This window comes from Bradyrhizobium sp. BR 1432 (assembly GCF_051547705.1).
GTDB classification, from domain to species: domain Bacteria; phylum Pseudomonadota; class Alphaproteobacteria; order Rhizobiales; family Xanthobacteraceae; genus Bradyrhizobium; species Bradyrhizobium zhanjiangense.
This window is the reverse complement of sequence record NZ_JBPUGF010000003.1, coordinates 2,948,229-2,961,319: the sequence shown is the minus strand read 5'-3', so window position 1 is coordinate 2,961,319 and position 13,091 is coordinate 2,948,229. Positions and strand designations below refer to the sequence as shown.

The window sequence follows — 13,091 nt, the reverse complement described above, 5'->3', positions numbered from 1 at the left end:
TCCTTCCTTGGATCTTTAATAGCCGCTGTTGTTCGCAGCACCGGCGCCGCCAAAACGGCTGGCCGAGAACGCGCCGACCAGCTCGGGCTCGAGCGCGCCTTGCGCCACCATGCGCGCGATCTCGAAGGCGTGGTTGGAGGCGAGCGTCACGCCGGAATGACAGCAGGCGACGAAGGCGCCGGGATGCGTCTCCGACTGGTCGTAGATCGGAAAGCCGTCCTGCGGCATGACGCGGATGCCGGCCCAGCTTCTGACGACATTGAGCCGCGACAGATGCGGGAACATCCGCTGGGCGCGATCGGTCATCACGGCGCTGATGGAATGTTTCAGCGCGCGGTCATCGAGCTCGTCCTCCTTGCTGTCTCCGATCATCACCGTGCCTTCGTCGGTCTGGCGGATCGTGGTCAGCGGGTGCGGCAGGAACGGCATGGTGCGCTCGGTCACCACGATCTGGCCGCGGGTCGGGCCCATCGGCGCGTAGAGTCCGACCATCGGCGCCAGCGTCTGGTTGGCATTGCCGGCGGCGAGCACGATTTTGGCGGCGCGCAGCTCGCCTTTCGGCGTGGTCAGGCGGAATTCGCCGCCGCTCTTGCTGATCGCCGAGACCGGCCGTTCCGGAAAATAGTCGATGCCGAACGCAATGAAGCCGGTGTGAAAGGCGCGGAACGTGCGCAGCGAATTGACGTGGCCGTCCAGCGGGCAATAGCTGCCGCCTGAGACTTCCGGGCCGATCAGCGGCAGCGACTTCTTCACGTCGGATGCGGAGAGCATCTCCATCTTGTAGTCGGCCGCACCGACCTGGTTGTGCATGCGCTTGACCAGTTCCGTGCGCTGGCCGAATTCGTCCTCGCCGAGCGTGAGGTGGAAGCCGCCATTTTGCTGAAGAGAGACGTCGAGCCCGGTCTGCTGCTTCAGCTCCGACGCCAGCCGGCCCCACGCCTGCGACGCCTGCACGGTCCACACCGTATAGGCGGGCATGCCGAGTCCCTTGCTCTGCACCCAGACCAGCGCAAAATTCGCGCGCGAAGCGCGCTTGGTGATGTCGCCTTCGTCGAGCACGGCCACGCGCTTGCCGAGCCGGCCGAGGCCCCAGGCAATGGCGGAGCCGAGCAAGCCGCCGCCGACCACGGCGACGTCGTAATCTCCTGACATAGGGTTCTTCTCCTATCGTCCCGTATCGCCCTTGCCAGCGAGCACACGGTCGAGCCCGTAGAAGCGGTCGAGCAGAATGAGGGCGGTCATGGTGATCGCGATCACGCAGGCCGAGACCGACGTCACCAGCGGATCGATGTTGTCCTGGATGTAAAGGAACATGCGCACCGGCAACGTCTCGGTACCGGGCGCCGCGAGGAAGACGGTCATGGTGAGATCGTCGAAGGACTGGATGAAGGCGAGTGCCCAGCCGCTGATGACGCCGGGCAGGATCAGCGGCAAGGTCACACGGCCGAACAGCGTCCAGCCGCCCGCGCCGAGCGAGACCGCCGCCATCTCGACCGAGAGATCCATCCCTGTCGCCGCCGCCAGCGTTAGCCGCAGCGCGAACGGAAACACGATGATGACATGCGCGATGATCAGCGCCGCAAAGCTGCCGCCAAGTCCGGCCGAGGTAAAGAAGCGCAGGAAGGCGATGCCGAGCACGACATGCGGGATCATCAGCGGCGACAGGAACAGCGCCGCCAGCGCATCGCGGCCGCGGAAGCGGTAGCGCGCAATCGCCAGCGCCGCAGGCACCGCGAACAGCAAAGCCACCAAGGACGACAGCGCCCCGAGGCCGAGGCTGACCCAGAAGGCGTGGATGAATTCGGGGTAGTTCGCGATCGTCCTGAACCAGCGCAGCGAAAAACCGTTGGTCGGCAGCGACAGGAAGCCCTCGGGTGTGAACGCGACGAGGCAGACGACCAGGATCGGTGCCACCATGACGATGACGAAGAGGGTGTGGAAGATCAGCGCGAGCGGGCCGTTCCGTCTCATCGGAACACCTCCGCGTAACGGCGTTCGATCAGCGCGTTGCTGCCGACGACGATCAGCACCAGTGCGACCAGCAGCAGCGTCGCGACCGCAGCCCCCAGCGGCCAGTTCAGCGTGTTGAGGAATTCGTCATACGCGAGCGTCGCGGCGACCTTGAGCCGACGGCCGCCGATGATCGCCGGCGTCGCGAAGGCGCTGGCCGAGAGCGAGAACACGATGATCGCGCCCGAGAGCACGCCCGGCATGATCTGGGGCATGATGATGCGGCGGATGATGGTCGCAGGGCTCGCGCCGAGCGACATTGCGGCATTCTCGATCTGCGGATCGAGCCGCTGCAGCGCGGCCCATACCGACAGTACCATGAACGGCATCATCACATGCGCGAGCGCAACCACCATTCCTGTTTCGGTGAACATGAAGGGAATGGGGGAGCGGATCACCCCGAGCGACATCAAGAGCTTGTTGACGAGTCCGTTATTGCCGCCGAACAGCAGCGCCCAGCCGAGCGTGCGCGCCACCACGGAGATCAGCAGCGGCCCGAGGATGATCAGCAGGAAGAAGCTCTTCCATCGGCCGCTCATGCGGTTGAGGATGTAGGCTTCAGGTGCGCCGAGCACGGCGGTGAGGAATGTGGTCAGGATCGCGATCCGAAACGTCCGCCAGAACATCTCGGCGTAATAGGGATCGGTCGCGATCTCGTGCCAATTCTTGAGGATGAAGACCGGCTCGATGCCTTTGTATTGGCCCCAATCGTGGAATGACAGCATCACGGTCATCGCCAGCGGGATCAGCAGCACGCCGACGAATAGCATCAAGGCAGGCGCCGTCAGGGCCCATGGCGCACGCGCGCTGCGTTCCTCGGCGGCCGCGCTCATGCGACGCCCCTCGCGCGCACGCTCATGTCCTCCGGTCGCCAGGCGAAATGAACGGCCTCGCCTTCGGTTGGCTGGGCGTTGCCATCATTCTGGCGGATCACGATCGCCGGGCCGCATTCGCTGTCGCACTGGAACAGCCAGTGGTTACCCTGGAAGATGCGGGTGACGATTTTTGCGCTGAGGCCGGCAGCGCCAAAACCGATGCGCTCGGGGCGGATGCTGATGGTTACCGGGCCATTGAGGCCGGCCGGTGCCGGCGCACTCCAGGAGCCCGCTGTCAGCCGCGCCGGCGTGACGGTCCGATCGATCGTCGCCGCAAAGTCGTTGGTCTTGCCGAGGAACTGTGAGACGAAGGCCGAGGCCGGCATCTCATAGGTCTCCTGCGGCGTGCCGATCTGCTCGATGCGGCCCTGGCTCATCACCACGATGCGATCGGATAGCGACATCGCCTCGTTCTGGTCGTGGGTGACGAGGATCGTGGTGGTGCCGATGGTGCGCTGGATCTGGCGCAGCTCGATCTGCATCTCCTCGCGCAGCTTTGCGTCGAGATTAGACAGCGGTTCGTCGAGCAACAGCACGCTCGGCTTGATCACCAGCGCACGGGCCAGCGCTACGCGCTGCTGCTGGCCGCCGGACATTCGGCGCGGGTGACGGTCCTCGTAACCGGCAAGGCCGACCATTGCGAGCGCGGCACGGACGCGCTCGGCTCGCTCATTGCGCGACACGTTGCGCATCTCGAGACCGAACGCGACGTTCTCCGCCGCCGTCATGTGCGGAAACAGCGCGTAGCTCTGGAACACGATGCCGAGCCCACGCTTGGCCGGATGAATCGCGGTCAGATCCTTGTCCTCCAGGCGGATCGCGCCGCGCGTGGGATCAAGGAAGCCTGCGATCATCTGCAACGTCGTGGTCTTGCCGCAGCCGGACGGGCCAAGGAAGGAGATGAACTCCCCTTCCCCACCAACAGACTGAAGTCATCGACCACAGTCTGCGTGCCGAACTGTTTTGCGACCCGATCGAGCTCGAGATAGGCCATGCGCTGTCTCCGCTGTGACGATCAGATCAGCGCTCGACCTCGCGGTTCCAGCGCTTGGTCCACTCCTCGCGCTTCTCGTTGATGACGGTCCAGTCCGGATTATAGAGCTTGGCCGCGCGCTCGCCGATCGGCGCCATCTTGCCGAGCTCGGGCGGGATCACCAGCGATTTCAGCACCGGGCCATAACCGTAGTCCTTCAGCATCACGAGCTGGATCTTGGGATCGAGCAGCATCTTGACGAAGCTCGCGGCCAGCGGCGAAGCGTTGGGCTTGTTGATCGGACAGGCTGTCGTCAGCAGCGTCGCAGCGCCTTCCTTCGGGTAGACGAAGTCGACAGGGAAGCCGGTGTTGGCAAAGCTCTGCACCCGGCCGGTGCCCCACACCGCGATCACGGCCTGGCCGGACTGGAACAGCTCGGTCATCTTGCCGGGCGACGGCTCGTAGGCGAGCACATTCGGATTGATCTGCTCCTTGAAGATCTTGAAGCCGGAATCGACGTTGGTCTCGCCACCGCCGTTCATCTTCGACAGCATCACCAGCGCTTCGAGGCCATAGGTGTTGTTGATCGGCGGGATCACGAGCTGCTTGGCGTATTTCGCGTCCTTCAGGTCGTTCCAGGAGGTCGGCGGCGCCCAGCCTTTCTCCTTGAACACTTTGGTGTTGTACATCAGGCCAGTGGCGACGATGCCGATCGCGACCGCACGATCATCCTTGAAACGCGCGGTGTCGTAGAGTTCGGCCGGCAGTCCCCGAGCTTGCCGCAGAAGCCGAGCTGGATCGCCTGGTACATCGGACCGTCGTCGACGATGGCGACGTCGATCTGTTGGTTGCCCTTCTGCGCCTGGAGCTTGGCCAGCGTGTCGGTGGAATTGCCGGCGACGTATTCGACCTTGACGCCGTTTTCCTTCTCGAAGGTCGGGATCACCTCGTCGCGGATCGTCTTCTCGAACGAGCCGCCGTAGCCGGCGACGTAAAGCGTCTTTTGCTGGGCCGAGGCGGCCGACGAGGCGGCCATGAGCGCCGCGATGCTAAGCGCAGTCAGAAGGCGAGAAGTCTTCATGTGGACCGATCTCCATACCGGAATGAGGTGACGTGCCGACAAGTCTCCGGCCGAAGCGCCTTCCGCATTTCCTTCCGCGCAAATTCCTCGCCGATCAGGGCTCCGGCCCCTGTTCGGCGGGTTTTGGCGCGATCTGAAGGGTGGAATCCCTCCAATCTGCCGAAAAAGCGGGCTGGCTCCAGCTCTGATGAAAAAGATCGCAGACGTATACTTCCATCGTCCAATGAATAATGGCACCCTCTGCATGCCGAGATGTTATGAATGGATTGCGGGATGGTGCGGATCAATTCGCGGCAGGTGGAGGCTTTCCGGGCGACGATGCTGACCGGGAGCGTCACCGAGGCAGCGAAGCTGATGGTGGTGACGCAGCCCGCCGTCAGCCGCTTGCTGCGCGACTTCCAGGCGCTGTTGAAGATGGAGCTGTTCGAACGACGGGGCACCGGCCTCGTGCCGACCGCGGCGGCGATGGCGCTTTACACGGAAGTCGAGCGCTCGTTCGTCGGTCTCGAACGCATCACCGCGGCCGCCGAAGAAATCCGCGGCCGCCGCACCGGCTCGCTGCGCATTGCCGCGCTGCCGGCATTGGCAAACGGCTATTTGCCGCGGCTCGCCGGACACTTTTTGAAGGAGCGGCCCAACCTCAACCTCGCTTTCTTCGGCGTGATCTCGCCGATCGTGGTCGACTGGGTGCTGAACAACCAGTGCGACATCGGCTTTGCCGAGGTGCCGATCGCCCATTCCGGCCTGCCAAGCTTGCGGCTGCCGGCGCTGGCGCGTGTCGCGGTGCTGCCGACCGGACATCATCTGGCGGAGAAAGAAGTGCTGCAGCCACGTGATTTCGAGGGCGAGAACTTCATCTCGCTCTCGGCGGGATCGTCGAGCCGGCACCTCGTCGACCAGGCCTTCCACCGCCACGATGTCCGCCGCGTGCTCAGGGTCGAGACCACGCTGTCGGAGATCATGTGCGGCATGGTGTCATCGGGACTTGGGGTATCGATCTGCGATCCCTTCACCGCGCAGGAATTTGCCACGCGCGGCGTCGTCGTGCGCCGCTTCTTGCCGCGCATCGACTTCGAGTTCTCGGCCGTCTTCCCCGCGCAGCGCAGCCCCTCGCCGGTGGCGCTGGATCTGGTCGAGACCATGCGCAAGGCGCTCACTGAGCTCGAGGACCAGTCCGCACACGGTTTTGCGCCCGGCTGACTTGGACGTCGTGCAGGTCCTGCTGTATCTTCCCTGTCTCCGCAGGGCAGCACATGGCACGCATCACCATCATCGAGACCGGGCTCGTTCCTCAAAAGCATCGCGAGCGCCACGGCTCGTTTCCGGACATGTTCGAGCGCATGATCCGCGCCGAGGACCCGACGGCTACAGTCGACATCGTCAGCATTCCGAATGGTGATGCGCTGCCCGATCCGCGCGGCGTGGAGGCCGTGCTGATCACCGGCGCGGCGGCCGGCGTCTATGACGGGCTCGACTGGATCGCACCGCTGGAAGATTTCGTGCGCACGGCTTACGCCAACAAGACACCGATGGTCGGCGTCTGCTTCGGCCATCAGCTGATCGCGCAGGCGCTCGGCGGCACCGTGCGCAAGTCGGAGAAGGGCTGGGGCATCGGCCGTCACGTCTATCAGGTGCTGCCGGAGAACGGCGTGGTCGACGGCGAAGCGGTCGCGATCGCCGCCTCGCACCAGGACCAGGTGATCGAACCGCCGATCGATGCGCTGACGATCCTCTCGTCGGAATTCACCCCGCATGCCGGCCTGCTCTACGCCAACGGCACCACGCTGACCGTGCAGCCGCATCCGGAATTCGACGTCGAATTCGCGCAAGTCTGCTGCGATCTACGCGACGGCAAGGCACCGGATGATGTCGTCGCCACGGCGCGGGAGTCGCTGGCGCAGCCGATGGACAATGCGAAGCTCGGCGGGGCGATTACGAGGTTCTTGGCGCGGCGGTGATTCACCTCGCCCCGCTTGCGGGGAGAGGTCGGATTGCTTTGGCGCGCAATTGCGCGCCTGAGCAATCCGGGTGAGGGGGACTCCCCGCGAGTCCGTCTGCCATCGAATTTGCTGAAGCAGCCCCTCACCCCAACCCTCTCCCCGTAAGAACGGGGAGAGGGAGAGAAAGCACCTCAGAACGGATCGCTTCCAAGCCCCGCCACATCCGCCGGCCGCGGCCCCGGCGCGGGCCAGTGAAACCGGCGGTCCTTCTCGCCGATCGCAATATCGTTGATCGAGGCCTCTCGCCGCTTCATCAGGCCGTGCTCGTCGAACTCCCACTGCTCGTTGCCGTAGGAGCGATACCACTGGCCGCCGGCATCGTGCCATTCGTACTGGAAGCGCACCGCGATGCGGTTGCCGTCGAAGGCCCAGAGGTCTTTGATCAGGCGATAGTCCTGCTCCTTCTCCCATTTGCGGGTGAGGAAGGCGACGATGGCCTCGCGACCCTGAAATACCTCCGAGCGATTGCGCCAGCGGCTGTCCTCGGTATAGGCGAGCGCGACGCGCGCCGGATCGCGCGAATTCCAGGCGTCCTCGGCCATGCGCGCTTTTTGCGCAGCGGTCTCTCGGGTGAAAGGCGGAAGCGGCGGGCGCGACATGATGGCCTCATCGGTTGGTTGGGGCCGCAATCTATCGCTGCAATTGGCGGAGTCGATAGGCCATTACAAATCAGGCGATCACGAAATCAGATCGGCCTTCATCAAGGTCCGGATCGATTTCGGAATCGGCTGCGCGCGGCCGCCGCTGATGAAGGCTACGCGCACCTCCGCTTTCACCAGCACGTCCTCACCACGCCTCACCTCCTGCCCCAGCATGATGGAGGCGCCCTTCACCGCGATCGGCCAGGTCACGACGTCGAGCACGTCGTCCATCCGCGCGGGCTTGAGGAAGTCCAGATGCATCGAGCGCACCACGAAGGCGAAGCCGGCGCCTTCCGTCTCGGGCTGCTCGAACAGCGCCTGCTGCTCGGCGCCCATCAGCCGCAGGTGATTGGTCCGCCCGCGCTCCATGTAGCGCAGATAGTTGGCGTGATAAACGATGCCCGAAAAATCCGTGTCCTCGTAATAGACACGGACCTGCATGTGGTGGCGGCCGTCGCGGATCTCGCCGTCGAGATGAGCTGTCACGTCGCGAGCCTCTTCGCTTCTCTGTAACCCGCCCGTTTTGCGCAAAAACAGGCGGTCGCGCAAGCGTGGTGGTTTTTTTGTTTGTCGCGTTTTCTTGACGCGAACCGGTGTCCACTTCGCTCGAAAACGCTTTAGGACACAACCGGTGCGGTTCGCCCCAGCGTCACCTCGACGATCTCAGGCGGCACGCCGACGCGGAGCGGCATGATGCTGCAACCGAGGCCGCCGGAGATGATGACGTCGCATTTCAGCCGGACATGGCCATAGGCGAGCCGGATGCCATGCTGCGCCGGAACCGCCGGCGACCAGCCGAGCAGGCGGACCTGGCCGCCATGGGTGTGGCCGGACAGTTGCAGCGCGACGCGCGCGGGCACACGCGGCGCGATGTTGGGTTCATGCGCGAGCAGGATGATTGGCGCGTCGTCCGTGACCTTGGCGAGCGTTGCGTTGAGATCGTCGGCACCGAAATGCACCATGCTGCGAAAGCGTCGCGCCGGCAGGAAGGCGAGCTGATCGCCGAGACCGGCGAGCCAGAACGGTCGGCCGTCCTTGGTGAGGCGCACGACATCGTTCTCGTAGACGGGGATGCCGGCGGCTTCCAGTGCGCGATGCGCGATGGTCGGGCCAAGTCCGGCCCGCTGCACGGTCTTGTCGTCCCAATAATCGTGGTTGCCCATGACGGCGTGGACGCCGAGCGGCGCCTTGAGGCCGGCCAGCACTCTGGCCCATTCGCTCGACGGGATGATACGCGTGACCTGGTGCAGGCCGGCGACATAGTCGCCGAGCAGCACGATGATATCAGCCTTCAGCGCGTTGGTGCGGTCGACGACGGCCTCGATCCGGTCCAGCGGCATCCAGGGATCGCAGGCATGGATGTCGGCGATGACAGCGATCTTCAGCGGAAGATCCGCCGGCCACTGCCGCGGCATCGGATGGTAGCGGGTAACGCGGAGCCGCAGCATCGGCTCGACGCCGACACCATAGGCCGCAGTCGAGGCGCCGAGGGCGGACAGGGCGCCAATGGAACGGATGAGATGGCGGCGAGTGATCATGGACGCTCGATGGTGATGCTGCTTCTCGATGCGACCCGATTGAAGCGGAATTGGGGTGCGTTCATGCAGACCGTCTGCATCCTGGTGCAAACGCCTGCACAGAAATTACCAGCGGCTCTCGCCAATCAGCGCATCCAGCCGCGTCCTCACATCGCCGGGCGCGCGGTAGTACCAGACGCCGCCGAGCAGATCGCGAAAACGTTCATTGACACGCGCCTCACGCTCGATGCGGCCGATCGTCCCCGCGCTGATCACGTCTTCGAGGGGACCCCACGGCCAGCAGGGATAGCAGCACCGGATTGGCTTCGATCTTCAAGATCTCCAGGATGAGCTCGACCTGATCGCGGCGCGGCCGCGATGACCTCGAGCAATCCGGTGTCGTTCGTCGGCTCCATTTCTTCCCACTCCAATCCGTGTGCGTGAGCGGCGATGCCGTTCGCCGCGCGTTCGGATTAGTGATGGGATTGAACCGGAGGGTTCACCGTCTCAGGCAATCAGTCGTCTTCGGACTGGTCGGTGCCGAACAGGCCAAATTGTGCCGCATCGCGCGAGGGCTCGGCGAGACCGAGATGGCGGAAGGCGTGCGAGGTGAGCAGACGGCCGCGCGGCGTGCGCTGGAGATAGCCGCACTGGATCAGATAGGGCTCGATGATGTCCTCGATCGCGTCGCGCGGCTCGGACAATGCGGCGGCCATGGTCTCGACACCGACCGGCCCGCCGCCATAGTTAAGCGCGATGGTCGTGAGATAGCGGCGATCCATGGCATCGAGGCCCGCGGCGTCGACTTCGAGCGCGCTGAGCGCGTGGTCGGCAATCTTGCGGTCGATCTTGTCGGCATCGGCGGCCGAAGCGAAATCGCGCACCCGGCGGAGCAGCCGCCCTGCGATACGCGGCGTGCCGCGGGCGCGGCGCGCGATCTCGTTGGCGCCGTCCGCGCTCATGCCGACATTGAGCACGCGCGCGCCGCGGCTGACGATGCTCTCGAGTTCTTCAATGGTGTAGAAATTGAGCCGGACCGGAATGCCGAAGCGGTCGCGCAGCGGATTCGTCAGCAGGCCCGCGCGCGTGGTGGCGCCGACGAGCGTGAATTTCGACAGCTCGATCTTCACCGAGCGCGCCGCGGGCCCTTCGCCGATGATGAGGTCGAGCTGAAAGTCCTCCATCGCGGGATAGAGCACTTCCTCCACCGCGGGGCTCAGACGATGAATCTCGTCGATGAAGAGCACGTCGCGCTCTTCGAGATTGGTGAGCAGCGCAGCGAGATCGCCGGCCTTGGCGATCACGGGACCCGACGTGGCGCGAAAGCCGACGCCGAGCTCCTTGGCCACGATCTGCGCCAGCGTGGTCTTGCCGAGGCCGGGCGGCCCGACGAACAGCACGTGATCCAGCGCCTCGCCGCGCTTGCGCGCCGCTTCAATGAAGATCGAGAGATTCTTGCGCGCCTGCTGCTGGCCGACGAAGTCGGACAGCGACTGCGGCCGCAGCGCGGTGTCGCCGACATCATCGCTGCGGCGCTCGGGCGAGACCATGCGGTTGGCCTTGGGGTCGCTCACTCAGCGAACTCCATCAGATCGTAGGGTGGGCAAAGGCGCCCTTCGCGCCGTGCCCACCATGTTTCCAATCGCTCCAAAGGTGGTGGGCACGCTGCGCTTTGCCCACCCTACGAGACTAACCATTGACGCGCTCACTTCGCGAGCTCCTTCAGGCCGAGGCGAATGAGCTGCGCCGTCTCAGCGCCTTCACCGGCACTGCGCGACGCGGACGCAATCGCCGCAGCCGCCTGCGGCTGGCCGTAGCCGAGATTGACCAGCGCCGAGATCGCATCCGCCACGGGGCGCGGCGCGCGCTGGTCGTCGACGGCGCCGGCGAGATGCACGACGGCTGGATCGACATTGGCAAAGGCCGGCGCCTTGTCCTTCAACTCGGTGACGATGCGCTCGGCGACCTTGGGGCCAACGCCCGGCGTGCGGGATACGGCGGCCTTATCGCGCAGCGCAATGGCATTGGCGAGGTCGGCTGGCGCCAGCGTGCCGAGCACAGCCAGCGAGACCTTGGCGCCGACGCCCTGCACGGTCTGAAGCAGGCGAAACCATTCGCGCTCCTGGTCGGTGCGGAAGCCGAACAGTTTGATCTGATCTTCGCGGACATAGGTCTCGATCGACAGCACGGCCGCTTCGCCCGGCGACGGCAGATGCTGCAGCGTGCGCGACGAGCAATGCACCTGATAGCCTACGCCGCCGACGTCGAGGATGACGAAATCCTCGCCGTAGGAATCGATCAGGCCCTTGAGCTTGCCGATCATATCCCCACCACTTTCAGCCTGAGCGCGGTGCTCTGGCGGTGATGGGCGTGGGTGATGGCGATGGCGAGTGCGTCGGCGGCGTCCGCTGACGGCGGCTCGGCTTTGGGCAGCAAAATCTTCAGCATCATCGCGATCTGTTGCTTGTCGGCGTGACCGGCGCCGACCACCGTCTTCTTGACCTGGTTCGGCGCATATTCGGCGACACTGATGCCGAACATCGCGGGCGCCAGCATGGCAACGCCGCGGGCCTGGCCGAGCTTCAGCGTCGCAACGCCGTCCTTATTCACAAAAGTCTGCTCGACCGCGGCCTCCATCGGCTTGTGATCGGACAGAACGGAAGCGAGCCCCTCATGAATCGCGAGCAGACGGCTCGACAGCGACAAATCGTCCGGCGGTTCCACCGAACCGCAGGCGACATAAATCAGGCGATTGCCTTCAGCCTCGATCACGCCCCAACCGGTGCGGCGCAGGCCGGGGTCGATGCCGATGATGCGAACGGGGCCACGAATCGGAAGCGCAGTCATGCGCCAGTGATAGCGGCTGGCTGCTGGAAGCGAAACAGAAACAGAACGGAAGTAACAGGGGAAGTGGGGTGTGGTGATGGTCGGAAGGTGGCCCGCCCTGCATTCCGTCGTCATACCCCGCGAAAGCGGGGTATCCAGTACGCCGCAGCTTCTCCGTATCCTTCGAACGTCTCTGGAATACTGGGCGCCCGGTCAAGCCGGGCGACGACAGCGGAGCACGGGGCAGACGAACGGCCCCTACCCGCCCATCTTCGCCATCAGCGCGTCCGACACCTCGAAATTGGCGTAGACGTTCTGGACGTCGTCGTGCTCGTTCAGCAGGTCCATCAGCTTCAAGAGCTTCTCGCCGGTCTCATCGTCGACCGCGACCGTGTTCTGCGGCTTCCAGATCAGCGCTGCCTTGCGCGGCTCGCCGAACTTGGCTTCCAGCGCCTTGGCGACGTCGCGGTAGCCTTCGGTCGAGGCGTAGATCTCGTGGCCGCTCTCGCTCGAGATCACGTCGTCGGCGCCGGCCTCGATCGCGGCGTCCAGCACGGCGTCGTCGGAGGCGACGCTGCGGTCGTACTCGATGATTCCGGTGCGGTCGAACATGAACGAGACCGAGCCGGTTTCGCCGAGATTGCCGCCGGACTTGGTGAAGAAGGAGCGGATGTCGGAAGCGGCGCGGTTGCGGTTGTCAGTCAGCGCCTCGACGATGACGGCGACGCCACCGGGGCCGTAGCCCTCGTAGCGGATTTCGTCATAGTTCTCGCCATCGCTGCCGAGCGCCTTCTTGATGGCGCGCTCGATATTGTCCTTCGGCATGTTCTCCTGGCGCGCGGCGATCACGGCGGCGCGCAGGCGCGGGTTCATGGCGGGGTCAGGGGTGCCGAGCTTGGCCGCGACGGTGATTTCCCGCGCCAGCTTGCCGAACAGCTTCGACTTCTGGGCATCCTGCCGCCCCTTGCGGTGCATGATGTTCTTGAATTGGGAATGTCCGGCCATGCGTGGTCTCTTGAATGGTCTTTGGAATCGTTCGCCGATGGGGTGGGAAGCGCGGCGTTATAGGCCGCCAACCCGCCGGAATCAAAGGGCTCTGGTACTTTAAGGTAGCACTGTAGAGGTAGCCACCGTAATGGTCCGTGCCTAGAGGTCGGGCATCGTTAAC

At 64.7% G+C, this 13,091-nt stretch carries 13 protein-coding genes and 2 pseudogenes; 2 read left to right on the top strand and 13 right to left on the bottom strand.

Annotation, left to right across the window (positions count from 1 at the left end; all coding sequences use genetic code 11):
- Nucleotides 1–15: 15 nt before the first annotated feature.
- The 5 genes and pseudogenes from ACSKB8_RS14085 to ACSKB8_RS14065 all read right to left on the bottom strand — a co-directional run bounded on the left by ACSKB8_RS14085 (nucleotide 16) and on the right by ACSKB8_RS14065 (nucleotide 4,939).
- Complete coding sequence (locus ACSKB8_RS14085) at nucleotides 16–1,152, bottom strand: NAD(P)/FAD-dependent oxidoreductase (protein ID WP_438104715.1); 1,137 nt, start codon at nucleotides 1,150–1,152, stop codon at nucleotides 16–18.
- 12 nt (nucleotides 1,153–1,164) lie between these two features.
- Nucleotides 1,165–1,971 (bottom strand): ABC transporter permease, encoded by an 807-nt coding sequence (locus ACSKB8_RS14080; protein ID WP_438104713.1) that lies wholly within the window; start codon nucleotides 1,969–1,971, stop codon nucleotides 1,165–1,167.
- Nucleotides 1,968–2,843, bottom strand: coding sequence for an ABC transporter permease (locus ACSKB8_RS14075; RefSeq protein WP_130212375.1), 876 nt, complete (start codon nucleotides 2,841–2,843; stop codon nucleotides 1,968–1,970). The genes ACSKB8_RS14080 and ACSKB8_RS14075 overlap by 4 nt, the downstream gene beginning before the upstream one ends.
- A pseudogene (locus ACSKB8_RS14070) lies at nucleotides 2,840–3,879 on the bottom strand (ABC transporter ATP-binding protein). The gene ACSKB8_RS14075 and the pseudogene ACSKB8_RS14070 overlap by 4 nt, the downstream one beginning before the upstream one ends.
- A gap of 26 nt (nucleotides 3,880–3,905) precedes the next feature.
- Nucleotides 3,906–4,939 (bottom strand): annotated as a pseudogene (locus ACSKB8_RS14065) (ABC transporter substrate-binding protein).
- A gap of 273 nt (nucleotides 4,940–5,212) precedes the next feature.
- Here ACSKB8_RS14065 and ACSKB8_RS14060 point away from each other — a divergent pair.
- Together ACSKB8_RS14060 and ACSKB8_RS14055 are read left to right on the top strand one after the other, a co-directional pair.
- Nucleotides 5,213–6,139: a LysR substrate-binding domain-containing protein gene (locus tag ACSKB8_RS14060; protein ID WP_438104711.1), complete on the top strand. Its 927-nt coding sequence runs from the start codon at nucleotides 5,213–5,215 to the stop codon at nucleotides 6,137–6,139.
- A 53-nt stretch (nucleotides 6,140–6,192) separates the two neighbouring features.
- Nucleotides 6,193–6,897 carry a type 1 glutamine amidotransferase gene (locus tag ACSKB8_RS14055; RefSeq protein WP_438104710.1) on the top strand — a complete coding sequence of 235 codons (705 nt, stop codon included), beginning with the start codon at nucleotides 6,193–6,195 and terminating at the stop codon, nucleotides 6,895–6,897.
- A 173-nt stretch (nucleotides 6,898–7,070) separates the two neighbouring features.
- Here ACSKB8_RS14055 and ACSKB8_RS14050 read toward each other — a convergent pair whose 3' ends face one another.
- The 8 genes from ACSKB8_RS14050 to ACSKB8_RS14015 all read right to left on the bottom strand — a co-directional run bounded on the left by ACSKB8_RS14050 (nucleotide 7,071) and on the right by ACSKB8_RS14015 (nucleotide 12,928).
- Entirely contained in the window at nucleotides 7,071–7,538 is a 468-nt protein-coding gene (locus tag ACSKB8_RS14050; RefSeq protein ID WP_091880555.1) for a DUF1348 family protein, read from the bottom strand.
- A 78-nt stretch (nucleotides 7,539–7,616) separates the two neighbouring features.
- A complete protein-coding gene (ybgC, locus tag ACSKB8_RS14045; protein WP_438104709.1) occupies nucleotides 7,617–8,066 on the bottom strand; it encodes a tol-pal system-associated acyl-CoA thioesterase in 450 nt (149 codons plus the stop codon).
- Between the two features lie 131 nt (nucleotides 8,067–8,197).
- Complete coding sequence (locus ACSKB8_RS14040; RefSeq protein WP_438104708.1) at nucleotides 8,198–9,118, bottom strand: metallophosphoesterase; 921 nt, start codon at nucleotides 9,116–9,118, stop codon at nucleotides 8,198–8,200.
- Nucleotides 9,119–9,223: 105 nt separating this feature from the next.
- Nucleotides 9,224–9,373: a DUF6869 domain-containing protein gene (locus ACSKB8_RS14035; protein WP_438104707.1), complete on the bottom strand. Its 150-nt coding sequence runs from the start codon at nucleotides 9,371–9,373 to the stop codon at nucleotides 9,224–9,226.
- Nucleotides 9,374–9,612: 239 nt separating this feature from the next.
- Entirely contained in the window at nucleotides 9,613–10,647 is a 1,035-nt protein-coding gene (ruvB, locus tag ACSKB8_RS14030) for a Holliday junction branch migration DNA helicase RuvB (protein WP_438110524.1), read from the bottom strand.
- 155 nt (nucleotides 10,648–10,802) lie between these two features.
- Nucleotides 10,803–11,420, bottom strand: coding sequence for a Holliday junction branch migration protein RuvA (ruvA, locus tag ACSKB8_RS14025; protein ID WP_128940083.1), 618 nt, complete (start codon nucleotides 11,418–11,420; stop codon nucleotides 10,803–10,805).
- Nucleotides 11,417–11,944 carry a crossover junction endodeoxyribonuclease RuvC gene (ruvC, locus tag ACSKB8_RS14020; protein ID WP_438104705.1) on the bottom strand — a complete coding sequence of 176 codons (528 nt, stop codon included), beginning with the start codon at nucleotides 11,942–11,944 and terminating at the stop codon, nucleotides 11,417–11,419. Before ruvC ends, ruvA begins: the two co-directional genes overlap by 4 nt.
- Before the next feature lie 237 nt (nucleotides 11,945–12,181).
- Nucleotides 12,182–12,928, bottom strand: coding sequence for a YebC/PmpR family DNA-binding transcriptional regulator (locus ACSKB8_RS14015; protein ID WP_091881484.1), 747 nt, complete (start codon nucleotides 12,926–12,928; stop codon nucleotides 12,182–12,184).
- Nucleotides 12,929–13,091 lie beyond the last annotated feature (163 nt).

What these genes read in the sequence shown, in the direction of transcription:
- ACSKB8_RS14040 (WP_438104708.1), bottom strand. Translation starts at nt 9,118, where the DNA reads ATGATCACTCGCCGCCATCTCATCCGTTCCATTGGCGCCCTGTCCGCC.
- ACSKB8_RS14050 (WP_091880555.1), bottom strand. Translation starts at nt 7,538, where the DNA reads ATGTCGCGCCCGCCGCTTCCGCCTTTCACCCGAGAGACCGCTGCGCAA.
- ruvB (WP_438110524.1), bottom strand. Translation starts at nt 10,647, where the DNA reads ATGGTCTCGCCCGAGCGCCGCAGCGATGATGTCGGCGACACCGCGCTG.
- ACSKB8_RS14085 (WP_438104715.1), bottom strand. Translation starts at nt 1,152, where the DNA reads ATGTCAGGAGATTACGACGTCGCCGTGGTCGGCGGCGGCTTGCTCGGC.
- ACSKB8_RS14060 (WP_438104711.1), top strand. Translation starts at nt 5,213, where the DNA reads ATGGTGCGGATCAATTCGCGGCAGGTGGAGGCTTTCCGGGCGACGATG.
- ACSKB8_RS14080 (WP_438104713.1), bottom strand. Translation starts at nt 1,971, where the DNA reads ATGAGACGGAACGGCCCGCTCGCGCTGATCTTCCACACCCTCTTCGTC.
- ruvC (WP_438104705.1), bottom strand. Translation starts at nt 11,944, where the DNA reads ATGACTGCGCTTCCGATTCGTGGCCCCGTTCGCATCATCGGCATCGAC.
- ACSKB8_RS14055 (WP_438104710.1), top strand. Translation starts at nt 6,193, where the DNA reads ATGGCACGCATCACCATCATCGAGACCGGGCTCGTTCCTCAAAAGCAT.
- ACSKB8_RS14015 (WP_091881484.1), bottom strand. Translation starts at nt 12,928, where the DNA reads ATGGCCGGACATTCCCAATTCAAGAACATCATGCACCGCAAGGGGCGG.
- ruvA (WP_128940083.1), bottom strand. Translation starts at nt 11,420, where the DNA reads ATGATCGGCAAGCTCAAGGGCCTGATCGATTCCTACGGCGAGGATTTC.
- ACSKB8_RS14075 (WP_130212375.1), bottom strand. Translation starts at nt 2,843, where the DNA reads ATGAGCGCGGCCGCCGAGGAACGCAGCGCGCGTGCGCCATGGGCCCTG.